The sequence below is a fragment of the Micromonospora sp. C95 genome, assembly GCF_018070465.1.
GTDB lineage: Bacteria > Actinomycetota > Actinomycetes > Mycobacteriales > Micromonosporaceae > Micromonospora.
On sequence record NZ_JAGPXT010000020.1, the window covers coordinates 49,341 to 65,647 of the forward strand.

Annotated in this window: 21 protein-coding genes and 1 pseudogene; 21 read left to right on the top strand and 1 reads right to left on the bottom strand. The window is 69.7% G+C overall.

Annotated features, from left to right (window positions below):
- Nucleotides 1-26: 26 nt before the first annotated feature.
- The 18 genes and pseudogenes from rpsH to truA all read left to right on the top strand — a co-directional run bounded on the left by rpsH (nt 27) and on the right by truA (nt 11,667).
- On the top strand, nt 27-434 hold the full coding sequence (rpsH, locus tag KBX00_RS21115) for a 30S ribosomal protein S8 (protein WP_093403619.1): 408 nt from the start codon (nt 27-29) through the stop codon (nt 432-434).
- 16 nt (nt 435-450) lie between these two features.
- On the top strand, nt 451-993 hold the full coding sequence (gene rplF / locus KBX00_RS21120; protein ID WP_210829574.1) for a 50S ribosomal protein L6: 543 nt from the start codon (nt 451-453) through the stop codon (nt 991-993).
- Nucleotides 990-1,379 carry a 50S ribosomal protein L18 gene (rplR, locus tag KBX00_RS21125; protein ID WP_093403621.1) on the top strand — a complete coding sequence of 130 codons (390 nt, stop codon included), beginning with the start codon at nt 990-992 and terminating at the stop codon, nt 1,377-1,379. The genes rplF and rplR overlap by 4 nt, the downstream gene beginning before the upstream one ends.
- Before the next feature lie 34 nt (nt 1,380-1,413).
- Nucleotides 1,414-2,028, top strand: a complete 615-nt coding sequence (gene rpsE, locus KBX00_RS21130) for a 30S ribosomal protein S5 (RefSeq protein ID WP_210829576.1) — start codon at nt 1,414-1,416, stop codon at nt 2,026-2,028.
- Entirely contained in the window at nt 2,028-2,210 is a 183-nt protein-coding gene (gene rpmD / locus KBX00_RS21135; RefSeq protein ID WP_018784560.1) for a 50S ribosomal protein L30, read from the top strand. The genes rpsE and rpmD overlap by 1 nt, the downstream gene beginning before the upstream one ends.
- Complete coding sequence (gene rplO / locus KBX00_RS21140) at nt 2,210-2,653, top strand: 50S ribosomal protein L15 (protein ID WP_164447881.1); 444 nt, start codon at nt 2,210-2,212, stop codon at nt 2,651-2,653. The genes rpmD and rplO overlap by 1 nt, the downstream gene beginning before the upstream one ends.
- A 233-nt stretch (nt 2,654-2,886) precedes the next feature.
- On the top strand, nt 2,887-4,209 hold the full coding sequence (gene secY / locus KBX00_RS21145) for a preprotein translocase subunit SecY (protein ID WP_210829578.1): 1,323 nt from the start codon (nt 2,887-2,889) through the stop codon (nt 4,207-4,209).
- A complete protein-coding gene (locus KBX00_RS21150; protein WP_210829580.1) occupies nt 4,210-4,863 on the top strand; it encodes an adenylate kinase in 654 nt (217 codons plus the stop codon).
- 88 nt (nt 4,864-4,951) lie between these two features.
- Nucleotides 4,952-5,803: a type I methionyl aminopeptidase gene (gene map / locus KBX00_RS21155; RefSeq protein ID WP_210829582.1), complete on the top strand. Its 852-nt coding sequence runs from the start codon at nt 4,952-4,954 to the stop codon at nt 5,801-5,803.
- A gap of 111 nt (nt 5,804-5,914) precedes the next feature.
- Nucleotides 5,915-6,472: pseudogene (locus tag KBX00_RS21160) on the top strand (DUF1707 domain-containing protein); the annotation flags it as partial.
- Nucleotides 6,473-6,848: 376 nt separating this feature from the next.
- The gene (infA, locus tag KBX00_RS21165) at nt 6,849-7,070 is read left to right on the top strand and encodes a translation initiation factor IF-1 (RefSeq protein WP_007073013.1); all 222 of its coding nucleotides are present in this window, start codon (nt 6,849-6,851) and stop codon (nt 7,068-7,070) included.
- 91 nt (nt 7,071-7,161) lie between these two features.
- A complete protein-coding gene (gene rpmJ / locus KBX00_RS21170) occupies nt 7,162-7,275 on the top strand; it encodes a 50S ribosomal protein L36 (RefSeq protein ID WP_012184307.1) in 114 nt (37 codons plus the stop codon).
- A gap of 213 nt (nt 7,276-7,488) precedes the next feature.
- Nucleotides 7,489-7,869, top strand: coding sequence for a 30S ribosomal protein S13 (gene rpsM, locus KBX00_RS21175; protein ID WP_210829584.1), 381 nt, complete (start codon nt 7,489-7,491; stop codon nt 7,867-7,869).
- A 118-nt stretch (nt 7,870-7,987) separates the two neighbouring features.
- Nucleotides 7,988-8,395: a 30S ribosomal protein S11 gene (rpsK, locus tag KBX00_RS21180; RefSeq protein WP_013288613.1), complete on the top strand. Its 408-nt coding sequence runs from the start codon at nt 7,988-7,990 to the stop codon at nt 8,393-8,395.
- A gap of 13 nt (nt 8,396-8,408) precedes the next feature.
- Nucleotides 8,409-9,035 (top strand): 30S ribosomal protein S4, encoded by a 627-nt coding sequence (rpsD, locus tag KBX00_RS21185; RefSeq protein ID WP_210829586.1) that lies wholly within the window; start codon nt 8,409-8,411, stop codon nt 9,033-9,035.
- A gap of 95 nt (nt 9,036-9,130) precedes the next feature.
- On the top strand, nt 9,131-10,153 hold the full coding sequence (locus KBX00_RS21190; protein WP_013735931.1) for a DNA-directed RNA polymerase subunit alpha: 1,023 nt from the start codon (nt 9,131-9,133) through the stop codon (nt 10,151-10,153).
- 34 nt (nt 10,154-10,187) lie between these two features.
- The gene (gene rplQ, locus KBX00_RS21195; RefSeq protein ID WP_210829589.1) at nt 10,188-10,748 is read left to right on the top strand and encodes a 50S ribosomal protein L17; all 561 of its coding nucleotides are present in this window, start codon (nt 10,188-10,190) and stop codon (nt 10,746-10,748) included.
- Nucleotides 10,749-10,836: 88 nt separating this feature from the next.
- Complete coding sequence (gene truA, locus KBX00_RS21200) at nt 10,837-11,667, top strand: tRNA pseudouridine(38-40) synthase TruA (RefSeq protein WP_210829591.1); 831 nt, start codon at nt 10,837-10,839, stop codon at nt 11,665-11,667.
- A gap of 34 nt (nt 11,668-11,701) precedes the next feature.
- On the opposite strand, the gene KBX00_RS21205 is transcribed toward truA, so the two are convergent.
- Nucleotides 11,702-12,805, bottom strand: a complete 1,104-nt coding sequence (locus KBX00_RS21205) for a hypothetical protein (RefSeq protein WP_210829593.1) — start codon at nt 12,803-12,805, stop codon at nt 11,702-11,704.
- A gap of 128 nt (nt 12,806-12,933) precedes the next feature.
- Between KBX00_RS21205 and KBX00_RS21210 the strand changes: the two genes are divergently transcribed.
- The 3 genes from KBX00_RS21210 to KBX00_RS21220 all read left to right on the top strand — a co-directional run bounded on the left by KBX00_RS21210 (nt 12,934) and on the right by KBX00_RS21220 (nt 16,285).
- Nucleotides 12,934-13,539 carry a class I SAM-dependent methyltransferase gene (locus tag KBX00_RS21210; protein ID WP_210829595.1) on the top strand — a complete coding sequence of 202 codons (606 nt, stop codon included), beginning with the start codon at nt 12,934-12,936 and terminating at the stop codon, nt 13,537-13,539.
- A 47-nt stretch (nt 13,540-13,586) separates the two neighbouring features.
- Nucleotides 13,587-15,266, top strand: a complete 1,680-nt coding sequence (locus tag KBX00_RS21215) for an ABC-F family ATP-binding cassette domain-containing protein (RefSeq protein WP_210829596.1) — start codon at nt 13,587-13,589, stop codon at nt 15,264-15,266.
- Between the two features lie 68 nt (nt 15,267-15,334).
- Nucleotides 15,335-16,285 carry an aldo/keto reductase gene (locus KBX00_RS21220; RefSeq protein WP_210829662.1) on the top strand — a complete coding sequence of 317 codons (951 nt, stop codon included), beginning with the start codon at nt 15,335-15,337 and terminating at the stop codon, nt 16,283-16,285.
- Nucleotides 16,286-16,307 lie beyond the last annotated feature (22 nt).

The following is a 16,307-nucleotide window of genomic DNA, read 5'->3' on the forward strand; positions in this document are numbered from 1 at the left end:
CCGGCGAGAAAGGTTGACGAGTTTTCATGACGATGACCGACCCGATCGCAGACATGCTCACGCGTCTGCGTAACGCCAACCAGGCGTACCACGACCGGGTGACGATGCCGTACTCGAAGATCAAGGCGAACATCGCCGAGGTCCTCAAGTCCGAGGGCTACATCGCCACCTGGGCAGTCGAGGAGCCCGAGGAGGGTGCCGTCGGCAAGCGACTGGTCGTCGAGCTGAAGTACGGCCAGAACCGGGAGCGGAGCCTGGCCGGTATCAAGCGCGTCTCCAAGCCCGGTCTGCGGGTTTACGCCAAGTCGGACGGGCTCCCCCGGGTGCTCGGTGGGCTGGGCGTGGCGATCATTTCGACGTCCCAGGGGCTGCTCACCGACCGGCAGGCCCGCAAGCGGAGCGTTGGCGGGGAAGTCCTCGCCTTCGTCTGGTAACGGGAGACAGGTAGAAATGTCGCGTATTGGACGTAAGTCGATCCCGGTGCCATCCGGAGTCGACGTGACGATCGACGGCCGGACCGTCAAGGTCAAGGGCCCCAAGGGCGAGCTGTCGCACACCCTGGCCGAGCCGATCACCATCGAGCGGGCCGAGGACGGGCAGCTGAACGTCAACCGCCCGAACGACGAGCGCAAGGCCAAGGAGCTGCACGGCCTGAGCCGTACCCTGGTCGCCAACATGATCGTCGGGGTCACCGAGGGCTACCGTAAGAGCCTGGAGATCGCCGGCACCGGTTACCGGGTCACCGCCAAGGGCAAGGACCTGGAGTTCGCGCTCGGGTTCTCGCACCCGGTGCAGGTGCAGGCGCCCGAGGGCATCACCTTCACGGTGGAGCGGCCGACGCTGTTCCACGTGGCCGGCATCGACAAGCAACTCGTCGGTGAGGTCGCCGCCAACATCCGGAAGATCCGCCCGCCGGAGCCCTACAAGGGCAAGGGCGTGAAGTACCAGGGCGAAGTCATCCGACGCAAGGCCGGAAAGGCAGGTAAGAAGTGAGCGCCACGCTGCTCAAGCGCCGCCGCGGCGTCGCCGCCAAGCGTGCCGTCGGGCGGGCACGGCGGCACTTCCGAGTGCGCAAGAACGTCAGCGGCACCGCCGCGCGTCCCCGCCTGGTGGTCACCCGTTCGCTGCGGCACATCGTCGCCCAGATCGTGGACGACACCAAGGGTCACACCTTGGCGTCGGCCTCGACCCTGGACGCCTCGGTGCGCGGCACGGAGGGCGACAAGAGCGCCCTGGCTGGCAAGGTCGGCACCCTGCTGGCCGAGCGGGCCAAGGCCGCAGGCATTTCCAAGGTCGTCTTCGACCGCGGCGGCAACCGGTACGCGGGGCGGGTCGCCGCGCTCGCCGACGCCGCCCGCGAAGCCGGGCTCGAGTTCTGACAATCCCCGTCACGAGAGAGAAGGAAGGCTGCTGATGCCAGGTCAACAGCGCCGTGGCGGCGGGTCCGGTGGCAACGAGGGTGGTCGCCGCGACAACCGCCGTGAGGGCGGCCGCGGAAACGCGCCCGCCGAGAAGACCCCGCACCTCGAGCGGGTCGTCGCGATCAACCGCGTCGCCAAGGTCGTGAAGGGTGGTCGTCGCTTCAGCTTCACCGCCCTGGTGATCGTGGGCGACGGCGACGGCACCGTCGGCGTGGGCTACGGAAAGGCCAAGGAGGTGCCCGCGGCCATCGCCAAGGGCGTCGAGGAGGCCAAGAAGCACTTCTTCAAGGTGCCGCGGATCGCCGCCTCGATCCCGCACCCGGTCACGGGCGAGGACGCCGCCGGGGTGGTGCTGCTCAAGCCGGCCTCCGCCGGTACGGGTGTCATCGCCGGTGGTCCGGTCCGTGCCGTGCTGGAGTGCGCGGGCATCCACGACGTGCTCTCCAAGAGCCTGGGCTCGTCGAACCCGATCAACATCGTGCACGCCACCGTGGCCGCGCTGAAGGGGCTGGAGTCCCCGGAGGCCGTTGCCGCGCGGCGGGGCCTGCCGGTGGAGGACGTCGCGCCGGCGGCGATGCTCGCCTCGCGGGCGGAGGTGGCGTCCTGATGGCACGTCTCAAGGTCACCCAGGTCCGTTCCGAGATCGGAACCAAGCGCAACCAGCGGGAGTCGCTGCGTTCGCTCGGTCTCAAGCGGATCAATGACGTGGTGGTCAAGGAGGACCGGCCCGAGATTCGCGGCATGATCTTCACGGTCAACCACCTCGTGAAGGTCGAGGAGGTCGAGTAATGACGATCAAGGTCCATCACCTGCGTCCGGCGCCGGGTGCCAAGACCGCGAAGACCCGAGTGGGTCGCGGTGAAGGCTCCAAGGGCAAGACCGCCGGTCGCGGTACCAAGGGTTCGAAGGCCCGGAAGAACATCTCGGCGGCGTTCGAGGGTGGGCAGATGCCCATTCACATGCGCCTGCCGAAGCTGAAGGGCTTCAAGAACAAGTTCAAGGTGGTCTTCCAGGTCGTGAACCTGGACCGCCTGGCCGAGCTGTTCCCCAACGGTGGTCAGGTCGGCCCGACCGAACTGGTCGAGGCCGGTGCGGTCCGCAAGGGACAGCCGGTGAAGGTTCTCGGCACCGGGGACCTCGGCGGGGTGGCGCTTCAGGTGTCGGCGCACGCGTTCAGCGCGTCGGCCAAGGAGAAGATCACGGCCGCCGGTGGCTCGGTCACCGAGCTGTAGGGCTGTTTCACCCATGGCGCCCGCCAGTTGATCCCAGCTGGCGGGCGCCATGGTCTACAACGGGCCCTCGCGCCCGGTAACATCGGATTCGGTTTATGTGGCCGGGCACATCTGCCCGGACCGGGATCGGGCTGTTAGAGTCCCTTCCCAGCCATGGATACCGGGCACTTGCCCGGATCCCACCCCGACCCGCCAGGGACGACCGGCGGCCCGCCTCGCGCAGGAGGAAGAAGTTGCTGTCCGCCTTTCTCAGTGCGTTCCGTACGCCTGACCTGCGCAAGAAGCTGCTGTTCACAGTCGGCATCATCGCGATCTACCGGCTCGGCGCCACGGTGCCCAGCCCAGGTGTCTCGTACGGCAACGTGCAGAAGTGCCTGGAGGCCATCGAGGGCTCCACGGGCGTACTGAACCTGCTCGATCTCTTCTCCGGCGGCGCGCTGCTGCAGCTGTCGATCTTCGCGCTGGGCATCATGCCCTACATCACCGCGTCGATCATCCTGCAGCTGCTGACCGTGGTCATTCCCCGGCTGGAGCAGCTCCGCAAGGAGGGCCAGGCCGGCCAGGCGAAGATCACCCAGTACACCCGCTACCTGACGCTGGGCCTGGGTGTCCTCCAGGCCTCGGCGTTCGTGGCGCTGGCCCGCTCCGGGCAGCTGTTCAACAACCAGTGCAACGAGGAGATCATCCCGACCGGCACCGGCATCCCGGACTGGCTGACCCTGTCCATCCTGGTGATGACGATGACCGCCGGTACCGGCATGGTCATGTGGCTCGGCGAGCTGATCACCGACCGGGGCGTCGGCAACGGCATGTCGGTGCTGATCTTCACCTCGATCGCGGCGCGCCTGCCCAGCGAGGGCTGGCGGATCAAGGAGAGCCAGGGCTGGTGGAAGTTCCTGCTCGTCATCGCCCTGGTGCTGGTGGTCATCACCGCGGTCACCTTCATCGAGCAGGCGCAGCGCCGCATCCCGGTGCAGTACGCCAAGCGCATGATCGGCCGGCGGATGTACGGCGGCACCTCGACCTACATCCCGCTCAAGGTCAACCAGGCGGGTGTGATCCCGGTCATCTTCGGTTCGTCGCTGCTCTACCTGCCGCAGCTGGCGTTGCAGTTCTTCGATCAGAATGACCCGGGCAAGACCCAGGCGTGGATCCAGAACAACCTGGTCGACCCGACCAGCCCGATCTACATCGTGGTCTACTTCCTGCTGATCATCTTCTTCACGTACTTCTACGTCTCGATCACGTTCAACCCGACCGAGGTCGCGGACAACATGAAGAAGTACGGCGGCTTCGTGCCGGGCATCCGCCCCGGCAAGCCGACCGCCGACTACCTGGACTTCATCCTCAGCCGCATCACCCTGCCGGGTGCGCTGTATCTCGCGATCATCTCGATCCTGCCGAACTTCTTCTTCATCTGGCTCGACCGGCAGCAGTACCTCAACTTCCCGTTCGGTGGTACCGCTGTGCTGATCATGGTCGGCGTCGCTCTGGAGACGAGCAAGCAGATCGAGAGTCAACTGATGCAGCGGAACTACGAAGGGTTCCTGCGGTAGATGAGACTGGTTCTGGTTGGCCCGCCGGGTGCGGGTAAGGGCACACAGGCGGAGTTCATCGCCGCGCACCTGTCCGTGCCGAAGATCTCGACCGGCGACATCTTCCGGGCCAACGTGTCCCAGGGCACTCCGCTCGGCGTCGAGGCCAAGCGGTACATGGACGCCGGCAAGCTGGTGCCGGACGAGGTCACCATCAACATGGTGCGCGACCGACTCGCTGAGCCCGACGCCGCCGACGGTTTCCTGCTCGACGGGTTCCCGCGGACCACCCCGCAGGCCGCCGCACTGGACAAGCTCCTCGCCGATCTCGGAACCGCGCTGGACATCGTGCTCGAACTGGTCGTCGACGACGACGAGGTGATCCGGCGGCTCTCCGGCCGGCGTACCTGCCGGGGCTGCGGCAAGATCTGGCACGTCGAGTTCGACCCGACCAGCCGGGAAGGCAACTGCGACCGCTGTGGTGCGGAGCTGTTCCAGCGGGACGACGACAAGCCGGAGACCATCGCCGCCCGGCTGCGGGAGTACGCCGAGAAGACCGCGCCGCTCGTGGACTACTACGGCGCGCAGGGCAAGCTGGTCGGCATCGACGCCACCGGCCCGGTGGAGGACGTCACGGTCCGCGCCATCGACGCCCTCCGCTCGTACGGGGGCTGAGGTCGCCCGGCTACCAGCCGGATAGAGTGCTGACAGCGGGGTACGCCGGTCGTGCCCCGCTGCGTCGGCAACGAAAGGTAGCTCCTCCATGCGTCGTCCCCAGCTGGACATCCAGCTGAAGACCCCTGAGCAGATCGAGAAGATGCGTGCCGCCGGCCTCGTGGTCGCGGAGGCGCTTCGCCGGATGCGGGAGGCGGTTGCTCCAGGCGTGAGCACCGCCGACCTGGATGCGATCGCGGAGACGACGATTCGTGCGGCGGGAGCGGTTCCGTCGTTCAAGGGCTACCACGGCTTCCCGGCGTCGATCTGTTCCTCGGTGAACGAGCAGATCGTGCACGCCATCCCGTCGCCGAAACAGGTGCTCGTCGACGGTGACCTGATCTCGATCGACTGCGGCGCGGTGCTCGACGGGTGGCACGGCGATGCGGCGATCACGGTCGGGGTGGGCGAGGTCGACCCGGCGCTGCTGCGGATGGCCAAGGTCGCCGAGGACGCGATGTGGGCCGGCATCGCCGCGGCCGCGCGCGGTGCCGCCAGCGGCAAGGGCCGGCTGACCGACATCTCGCACGCGGTGGAGCGCGCGGTACGCAAGGCGGGGCGTTACGGCATCGTCGACGGCTACGGCGGTCACGGCATCGGCACCGAGATGCACCAGGACCCGCACGTGCTCAACCACGGACGGCCGGGCAAGGGGCCACGGTTGGTGCCGGGGCTGGCGCTGGCCATCGAGCCGATGATCACCATGGGTTCGCCGCGTACCGCGGAACTCGCCGACGGCTGGACCGTCGTCACCCGTGACGGCTCGCGTGCCGCGCACGTCGAGCACAGCATGGCCCTGCTGCCCGACGGCGTGTGGGTGCTGACCGCGTTCGACGGCGGCCGGGCCCGCCTGGGCGATCTGGTCACCGCTCGCCAACCGAGCGCCACCCGGGCCGGGTGACGGGCGGCGACAGCGGCCCCGAAACCGTTGCCGGGGGCGGTGCCGGAGCGGCCGCCAGGGCAGCGCTGGCACAGCGGTGGCATCCTTGCCGACATGGACGAGCGGGACGCTATGCGAGCAGCGGACGCCGACCGCCAGGCGGTCGCCGAACGACTGCGGGTGGCTCTCGACGAGGGGCGACTCGACCTGCACGAGTACGACGAGCGGTTGCAGCGGGCCTACGGCGCCCGGACCTACGCCGAACTCGATGCCCTCGTCAGTGACCTGCCGGTGCCCGGCGGCGCGGTGCTGCCGGTGCCCGGCGGCGCGGTGCTGCCGACGCCTCGGCAGCCGAGCGTCCCGGTGCCGGCCGAGGCCGGACGCGGGCCTACCGCTCGCTGGCTGGCCGAGGTATGGGAGCCCTGGCTGAAGGTGGTCGGGATCGTGGTGGCGATCTGGGCCATCAGCTCGCTGGCGGCCGGTGAGGTGCTCTACTTCTGGCCGGGTTGGGTCGCGGGTCCGTGGGGTGCGGTGGTGATGGTGCGTACTGTCACCGGGCTGACCAGCGGTGAGCCAGCGCGTTGGGCGGCCGAGCGGGAGCGCCGCCGGCAGCGGAAGGCGGAGAAGCGGGCGCTCAAGCGTGAGCGTGAGGCCGTCGACCAGCAACAGCCCGGCATCGCTGGAGCCCCTGAGTCTGGTGCGGCGGCCCACGGCGTCACCGAGGCCGCACCGGCGGCCGAGAGCGGCCGCACCGAAGGCGGGCGGCCGACCGGCGACGCCGCCGGGGCACCGGTGATTGAGCCGACGCGGCGACCCAACCGGGGCGATGTGGGCTGAACGTCCCGTTTGCTGGACCTGGTCGAGCCCAGCTGGCAGGTCGGTTTGGCGACGGCGTGCAGGCGGGCGTACACTTTCTGATCGGCGCGCAGCGTCCACTCCGTCATGCCCACCAGCGCTTCGGTGGGTCGCGGAGCCGCGGCTGGCGCGGGAAGCCTGATCTTGGTCAAGCACCCGTGTAAGACGTTGTGAGCCGTCCGGAGTAACCGACGTCAGGACAGCGGAGGACATGCCGAAAAAAGACGGAGCCATCGAGATCGAAGGTCGGGTCATCGAGCCCCTGCCGAACGCCATGTTCCGGGTGGAGCTCGCCAACGGCCACAAGGTGCTGGCTCACATCAGCGGCAAGATGCGGCAGCACTACATCCGCATCCTGCCGGAGGATCGGGTCGTCGTCGAGTTGTCGCCGTACGACCTGACCCGCGGGCGCATCGTCTACCGCTACAAGTAAGCCTGACGGCGGCCGGGAAACGTCCCGTGTCCGTCTTCGACGTCCGGTGTCGCGCCTCGCGACGCCGGGCCAGATGGGAAGTAAGGCAACCGTGAAGGTCAAGCCGAGCGTCAAGAGGATCTGCAACAAGTGCCGGGTGATCCGCCGGCACGGCCGGGTCATGGTCATCTGCACCGACCCGCGCCACAAGCAGCGCCAGGGCTAACCAGCCCACACATCACACATGCTCGTCCCAGCCGCGAGCGGTACGCAGCGCGTACTCAATCGTGGTTGACCCCCGGTCGAAGGCCGGGGCCCGCTCGGGCAGCGACCGATCCCGGTCGCCGGTGCCATTGGCGCCGGAGGGACAGGGACGGCCGGTAGCGGGGTGGGACGGGTCCACACCTTCGCCAGCACACCACGAGGAGTACGCCCGCACATGGCACGTCTAGTCGGCGTCGATCTTCCCCGCGAGAAGCGGATGGAGATCGCGCTCACCTACATCTTCGGCGTGGGCCGCACCCGCGCCCTGGCGACGCTCAGCGCTACCGGCATCTCGCCGGACAAGCGCGTCCGGGACCTCACGGACGAGGAGCTGGTCCAGCTCCGCAACCACATCGAGGCCAACTACAAGGTTGAAGGCGACCTGCGCCGCGAGGTCGCCGCTGACATCCGCCGCAAGGTCGAGATCGGCTGCTACGCCGGCATCCGGCACCGCCGGGGCCTGCCCGTGCGTGGCCAGCGGACCAAGACCAACGCGCGGACCCGCAAGGGCCCGAAGCGGACCGTGGCCGGCAAGAAGAAGCCCGGCAAGAAGTAGTTCTTTCAACCGGAATTCTGGTCGTTCTCCGTCGAGGTAGGCCGGACTCCTACCGGAACCGGTGTCTACGAAATCAACGGGGCGAGAAGCCAGAACCCATTCAGGAGCGCACAGACTTATGCCACCGAAGGCTCGTGCCGGGGCCGCCGTCAAGAAGGTCCGGCGCAAGGAACGCAAGAACGTCGCCCACGGGCAGGCGCACATCAAGAGCACCTTCAACAACACCATCGTCTCGATCACCGATCCGACTGGTGCCGTCATCTCCTGGGCCTCCTCCGGCCAGGTGGGCTTCAAGGGCTCCCGCAAGTCGACTCCGTTCGCCGCGCAGCTCGCCGCCGAGGCCGCCGCGCGTCGGGCCATGGAGCACGGCATGCGCAAGGTCGACGTGTTCGTCAAGGGCCCCGGCTCCGGCCGGGAGACCGCCATCCGTTCGCTGCAGGCCGTGGGCCTTGAGGTCGGGCAGATCTCCGACGTCACCCCGCAGCCGCACAACGGGTGCCGTCCGCCGAAGCGTCGTCGGGTCTGAGAGGTAGAGAGAGATGGCTCGTTACACCGGTGCTGACTGCCGCCGTTGCCGGCGGGAGAAGATGAAGCTGTTCCTCAAGGGCAGCAAGTGCGATGGTCCGAAGTGCCCGTTCGAGTCCCGGCCGTTCCCGCCCGGGCAGCACGGCCGCGGCCGCACGAAGGAGACGGAGTACCTGCTCCAGCTCCGTGAGAAGCAGAAGGCCCGCCGTGTCTACGGGGTGCTTGAGAAGCAGTTCCGCGGCTACTACGAGGAAGCCGTGAGCAAGAAGGCCAAGACGGGCGAGGTGCTGCTGCAGATCCTCGAGTCGCGGCTGGACAACGTGGTCTACCGGGCCGGCTACGCCAAGTCCCGGGACATGGCCCGTCAGCTGGTCAAGCACGGCCACTTCACGGTGAACGGCAAGAAGGTCGACATCCCGTCGTACCGCATCAAGGAGCACGACATCGTCGAGGTCCGGGTCAAGAGCAAGGAGCTCACCCCGTTCATCGTGGCCCAGGCCGAGGCCGGCTCCAAGACCGTTCCGGCCTGGCTGGAGGCGATCCCCAGCCAGATGAAGATCCTGGTGCACTCGCTCCCGGCCCGACAGGTGATCGACACCCAGGTCCAGGAGCAGTTGATCGTCGAGCTCTACTCCAAGTAGGGCTCGTTGCGGTGGCCCGCCCGGTCGGGCGGGCCACCGGAACAGTTTGTGTCGTGGGCGTCATATGGCGGGCGCCCCGGAAGAGAAGAGAAGACATGCTCATCAGCCAGCGACCGACCCTCTCCGAGGAGTCGATCAACGAGACCCGGTCCCGGTTCACCATCGAGCCGCTGGAGCCGGGCTTTGGCTACACCCTGGGCAACTCGCTGCGGCGTACGCTGCTGTCGTCGATCCCGGGTGCGGCTGTCACCTCGATCAAGATCGACGGTGTGCTGCACGAGTTCACCACGATCCCCGGGGTCAAGGAGGACGTGGTCGAGCTTGTCATGAACATCAAGGAGCTCTGCGTCAGCTCCGAGCACGACGAGCCGGTCAGCATGTACCTGCGTAAGCAGGGGCCGGGCGACGTGACCGCCGGCGACATCCAGCCGCCGGCCGGTGTCTCCGTGCACAACCCGGACCTGAAGCTGGCCACCCTCAACGGCAAGGGCCGGCTCGACATGGAGCTGACCGTCGAGCGGGGGCGTGGCTACGTCACGGCGGCGCAGAACAAGCAGGCGGGCGCGGAGATCGGCCGGATCCCGGTCGACTCGATCTACTCCCCGGTGCTCAAGGTGACCTACCGCGTCGAGGCGACCCGGGTCGAGCAGCGGACGGACTTCGACCGGCTGATCATCGACGTCGAGACCAAGCCGTCGATGGGGCCGCGTACCGCACTGGCCTCGGCCGGTTCGACGCTTGTGGAGCTGTTCGGGCTGGCCCGTGAGCTGGACGAGACCGCTGAGGGCATCGACATCGGCCCGTCTCCGCAGGACGCGCAGCTGGCGGCGGACCTGGCCCTGCCGATCGAGGAGCTGGACCTGACCGTCCGCTCCTACAACTGCCTCAAGCGCGAGGGCATCAACTCCGTTGGTGAGCTCATCGGGCGTACCGAGGCCGACCTCCTCGATATAAGGAACTTCGGTCAGAAGTCGATCGACGAGGTCAAGATGAAGCTCGCCGGGATGGGTCTCGGGCTGAAGGACTCGGCTCCGAACTTCGACCCGGCGCACGTCGTGGACGCCTTCGGCGAGGCCGACTACGACACCGACGACTACCGCGAGACCGAGCAGCTCTAGTCCGCGCTGCCGCCACACCTGAGGAGCACCAAGCATGCCCACGCCCACCAAGGGCCCCCGCCTCGGCGGCAGCCCCGCGCACGAGCGGCTGATGCTGGCCAACCTGGCCACCGCGCTGTTCCAGCACGGCAAAATCCAGACCACCGAGACCAAGGCCCGGCGGCTGCGTCCGCTCGCCGAGCAGCTGATCACCAAGGCGAAGCGGGGCGACCTCGCGTCGCGCCGACGGGTGCTGACCGTGGTCAAGGACAAGGACGTGGTGTACGCCCTGTTCGACCAGATCGCGCCGCGGTACGCCACCCGCAACGGCGGCTACACCCGGATCGTGAAGACCGGTCCGCGCAAGGGCGACGCCGCGCCGATGGCGATCATCGAGCTGGTCGAGGAGCTTCAGGTCGCCGAGCCGAAGGCGAACAAGAAGACCGCCGGTCGCAAGGCCGCCCAGCAGGACAAGGTCGAGGCGCTGGCGCCGGCCGACGAGGCCCCGGCGGCCCGGTCGGCCGACCAGGACGCCGAGCCGCCGCAGTCGGCCTCCGGTGACACCGCCGCCGCCCGCGAGGACAGCGACCTGGCCACCGAGGAAGACAAGGCCTGATCCAGGCCGGCTGGACAGGCTCTGAGGCCGTTGTCGGGCCCGGCATCCCCACGGGGGTGCCGGGCCCGACTCGTCGAGGAGGTACCACGTGGACGAGCGCACCCGGGTGCGACTGGACGTCGCGTACGACGGCACGGCCTTCTCCGGCTGGGCCGCGCAGCCGGGGCGACGCACGGTCGCGGGAGTGCTCGTCGAGACGCTGGATCTGGTGCTCGGCGCCGGCATCGCTACCGGCTTGACCGTTGCCGGTCGTACCGACGCGGGGGTACATGCCAGCGGGCAGGTCTGCCACCTTGACCTGCCCGGCGATGTCTGGCGGGCGTACGAGGAGCGGCTGTTGCGCCGGCTGGCCCGGCTGCTCCCGACGGATGTGCGGGTGCGGGCGATGGTTGCGGTGCCGGACAGCTTCGACGCCCGTTTCTCGGCGACCTTCCGCCGCTACGAGTACCGGGTGACCGACGCGCCGTGGGGGTGCGATCCACTGCGCCGGCACGAGATCCTGGCCTGGCCCCGGGCACTCGACCTGGACCTGCTCACCACCGCGGCGGCCGGACTGGTCGGCGAGCACGACTTCGCCGCGTACTGCCGGCGCAAGGAGAACGCCACCACGCTGCGGGAGGTGACCAGGTTGGACTGGCGGCGGGACGCCGACGGGATCCTGGTCGCCACCGTGCAGGCCGACGCGTTCTGTCAGGCGATGGTCCGCAGCCTGGTCGGCGCCATGCTGGTCGCCGGCGACGGTCGCCGACCGGTACGGTGGCCGGCCGACCTGCTGGCCCGTCGGGAACGGGCCAGCGAGGTGACCGTGGCACCGGCGCACGGGCTGACCCTGGTGGCAGTCGGCTACCCGGACGATCCCGCCGGGTACGCGCGCCGGGCCGAGGCGACCCGACGGCTACGGGTGCCCGCCGAGAGTTGAACCATCGGCCGCGTCACCCGTCGTCGACGGTCGGTCAGTCCTCGGTGGACTCGTCCTGGTTGCCGGTGTCGTCGGTGGGTTCCTCGGTCGGCTGACCTGCCGTCCCGCCGTTGGCACGCCGCTCCAGCACGCCCTGGTTGAGGTGCTGTTCGAGCATGTCGAAGAGGATCTCGCGGACCCCGGTGTCACCGGAGCGGATGGTGGCACCGTCGGTGCGGGCGACCACCGCATAGGCGATGTAGTGGCCGCGTACCTGCCAGCCGACCCGGGCCGGTGCGGTGGCGACGACCTCGGTGCCGTCGCCCGCCGACATGCCGCGGAAGCGGCCCTGCCGCTCGTCGAGCAACTGGCGGATCCGGTCCCGGGCCCGCTCGGCACTGGACCGGTCGGTGAGGTTGAACAGCCCCGTGGTGACCAGGTGGTCGCCGTCCGGTGCGCGGAGGGTGGCCCGGACGACCTGGTTGCAGCCGAGCCGGACCAGCAGGTCCGAGACCTCCCCGGTGGCGGCCACCGGGCAACTGGCGCTGGACTGGGTGCGGAGCACCTCGTAGCCGTTCCCGCCGTCGCCAACGGTGAGCGTGCTGGCGGGGAAGACCTCGCGGGCGGTGAGCGGCGCCTGGTCGGTGTCCCGCGAATCGAGGTCGCTGGCCTCGGCGGGCACCGTGCCGCGGGTGGTGTCCGGTGCGGCGCTGGGTCCGGCCTGCTGTCCGATCAGGGTCCGACCGTCCAGCAGGGTGGCGGCGGTGAGACCGCAGAGAGCGAGCAGCACCAGCGCCGCGGCGCCGCCGACCAGCACCTGCCACGCGCGACCGCCACCTCGGCGGGGCGGCGGCGCGACGGTCGTCGTGCCCGGCTCCGGCGGTGCCGCCGCCACGCCGACCGGCGTCGGTTCGTCGGGCGCGGCCGGCGCCGGGTCGTACCGTGGTGCCGGTTCCTGCTGTGTGTCGGGAAACGCCGCCCGTGGCGGCGCCGACGACGGCAGCATGATCTGGTTCGGGCGGGCCAGCGACGGGGTGGGGAAGCGCGACGGGGACGGCCCGGCCGGGGGCGGCGGGCCGGGCTGGGGCAGAGCGCCCTCGGGCTCGTCGTCCCGGTACGGGACGTATGCGTCCTCATCGGAGTCGTACCGATACACCATGTCGTCCAGAGTAGGGATTTTTATCCCTTTAGTAGGTATTTCGCGCAAATGCAGTTGATGACCGTGTCGGCGCGACCACGGCGGCCGTACCTTCGGCCCGATCCGCACGCGGTGCGAGAATGTCCGGCGTGACCGGGGAGCACTACTTCACCGCCGAGCCGAACGCGCCTGCCCAGGCGCGCGAGGTGCAGTTCACCGTCGCCGGCCGCGACTACACCCTCGCCTCGGCGTCCGGGGTCTTCTCGGCCACCCGCCTCGACCCGGGCACCGCGGTGCTGCTGCGCAAGGCCGAGCTACCCGGCATCGCCACCACCGGCGACCTGCTCGACCTCGGTTGCGGGTTCGGCCCGATCACCTGCGTACTCGCCACCGTCGCGGCCACGGCGACGACCTGGGCGGTGGACGTGAACGAGCGGGCGCGCCAGCTGACAGCCGAGAACGCCGCCCGGCTCGGGCTGTCCGACCGGGTACGGGTGACGGCACCCGAGGAGGTGCCCGCCGACCTCCGCTTCGCCCAGATCTGGTCCAACCCGCCGATCCGGATCGGTAAGGACGAGCTGCACCAGATGCTGCTGCGCTGGCTGCCCCGGCTCGCCCCGGCCGGGGTGGCCTGGCTCGTGGTGGCCCGCCACCTCGGCGGTGACTCGTTGCAGTCCTGGCTGGTCGAGCAGGGCTGGCAGGTGGCTCGACACGCCAGCCAGAAGGGTTTCCGGGTGTTGCGCGTCACCCGTTGACCGGGTAATCGGTTGGCCCGCCGCGCCGGCTCAGGCAGGATGCCCGCGTGGGATACGTGGACGTGGCGGCGGTCGGGCATGTCCTGCCGGACGGGCGGGAACTCTTCGCCGACGTGTCGTTCCGGGTCGGTGAGGGCGCCAAGGTGGCGCTGGTCGGGCCGAACGGTGCGGGCAAGACGACGTTGCTGCGGATGGTCGCCGGTGACCTGCCGGTGTCCACCGGCGCGATCGCGCGTACCGGCGGGCTGGGCGTCATGCGCCAGTTCATCGGCATGATCGGCGACGAGTCGACGCTGGCCGACCTGGCCCTGTCGCTCGCGCCGCCGCCGCTGCGCGACGCCGGGCGCCGGCTGGCCGAGACCGAGGCGGCCATGCGCGACGCCGAACTGCGCGGCAAGTACAGCACCGCCGCCGGCAAGGCCCAACTGGCGTACGCCGACGCGCTGGCGGCCTGGGGGGAGACCGGCGGGTACGACGCCGAGGTGCTCTTCGACACCGTCGCCACAATCGTCCTCGATCTGCCCTGGGACACCGCCCGGCAGCGCCTGGTCCGGACCCTCTCCGGCGGGCAGCAGAAGCGCTTCGCGCTGGAGTTGTTGCTGCGTGGCCCCGACGAGGTGCTGCTGCTCGACGAGCCGGACAACTTCCTCGACGTGCCCGGTAAGCGTTGGCTGGAGGCGCGGCTGCGGGAGTCGGCCAAGTCGGTGCTCTACGTCTCGCACGACCGGGAGCTGCTGGCGCACACCGCCGACCGGGTGGTAGCGGTGGAGGGCGGCAGCGCCTGGGTGCATCCCGGCGGCTTCGCCAGCTGGCACGCGGCACGAGTGTCCCGGCACGACCGCCTCGACGAGCAGCGCAAGCGGTGGGACGAGGAGCACCAGAAGCTGCGCGAGCTGATGCTGATGTACAAGCAGAAGGCCGCGTACAACTCCGGGATGGCCTCGCGCTACCAGGCGGCGCAGACCCGGTTGCGCAAGTTCGAGGAGGCCGGGCCGCCGCCCGTACCCCCGAAGGAGCAGGACATCCGGATGCGGCTGGCCGGCGGACGGACCGGCAAGCGCGCCCTGGTCTGCGAGCAGCTGGAGCTGGACGGCCTTACCTATCCGTTCGACCTGGAGCTGTGGTACGGCGACCGGCTCGCGGTGCTCGGCGCCAACGGCACCGGCAAGTCGCACTTCCTGCGGCTGCTGGCCCGGGGTGGCACGGACCCGGACCCGGCGAACGGCCCGGTCGACGGTGCGGCGGCGCTCGCCCCGGTGGCGCACGACGGCATGGCCCGGCTCGGCGCGCGGGTCCGACCCGGTCACTTCTCCCAGACCCACGACCGGCCCGAGTTGATGGCGCGGACGCTCGTGGAGATCCTCTGGCGGGGCGACGAACACCGGGCTGGCATGGACCGGCACGCGGCCATGGCGGCGCTGTCCCGGTACGAGCTGGCGGGGCAGGGGGATCAGCGCTTCGGCACCCTCTCCGGCGGGCAGCAGGCCCGCTTTCTGGTGCTGCTGCTGGAGCTGTCCGGCGCGACCATGCTGCTGCTCGACGAGCCCACCGACAACCTCGACCTGGCCTCGGCCGAGGCGCTGGAGGCCGGACTCACCGCGTTTGCCGGCACGGTGGTGGCGGTCACCCACGACCGCTGGTTCACCCGCACTTTCGACCGCTTCCTGCTGTTCCGCGGCGACGGCGAGGTGGTCGAGACCGACGAGCCGGTCTGGGACGTGGCCTGACCCGTAGCCGGCCGCGGTCGGCCCTGCGACCAGCCGACGAGGCGACATATGGTGATCTGGTGAGTGAGATGACCTATCGCCGGTTGGGCGACTCCGGGCTCGTGGTGTCCGTCGTGGGGATCGGCTGCAACAACTTCGGCCGCAAACTCGACCCGGACGGCACGCGCGCGGTGGTCGACGCGGCCCTCGACGCCGGGATCAATTTCTTCGACACCGCCGACATCTACGGCGAGCCGCACGGCGCGTCGGAGGCGCAGCTCGGCGCGGCCCTCAAGGGCCGCCGGGACGACGTGGTGCTGGCGACCAAGTTCGGCATGTCGATGGCCGGCAGCAACGGCCGCGACTTCGGGGTACGCGGCTCGCGTCGCTACGTGATCCGGGCGGTCGAGGCGTCGCTGCGTCGGTTGGGCACCGACTACATCGACCTGTACCAGTTCCATGAGCCGGACCCGGGTACCCCGATCGACGAGACGCTGTCCGCGCTGGACGACCTGGTCCGCGCCGGCAAGGTGCGGTACCTCGGCAACTCCAACTTCGCCGGCTGGCAGATCGCCGACGCCGACTGGACGGCGAAGACCCGGGGATTCGCCCGGTTCGTCAGTGCGCAGAACCACTACAGCCTGCTCAACCGGGACGCCGAGATCGAGGTGCTGCCGGCCTGCGACCGGTTCGGGCTGGGCATGCTGCCGTTCTTCCCGCTGGCCAACGGGCTGCTCACCGGCAAGTACAAGCGGGATGAGGCGCCGCCGGCCGGCAGTCGCCTGGCCGGGGGCGGGCGGTACGCCCAGCGGCTCGCCGCCGCCGACTGGGACACCATCGAGGGCATCGAGGCGTACGCCGCGCAGCGGGGTGTGCCGATGCTGCACGTGGCGATCGGTGGGCTGGCCGCCCAACCGGCGGTCACCTCGGTCATCGCCGGAGCCACCACACCCGAGCAGGTACGCGCCAACGCCGAAGCCGGCACCTGGCACCCCACCGAGGAGGACCTGAAGGCGCTCCGCACGGTCCTCGACAGCTGACCCCGTGCCTTGCCCCTTGCGT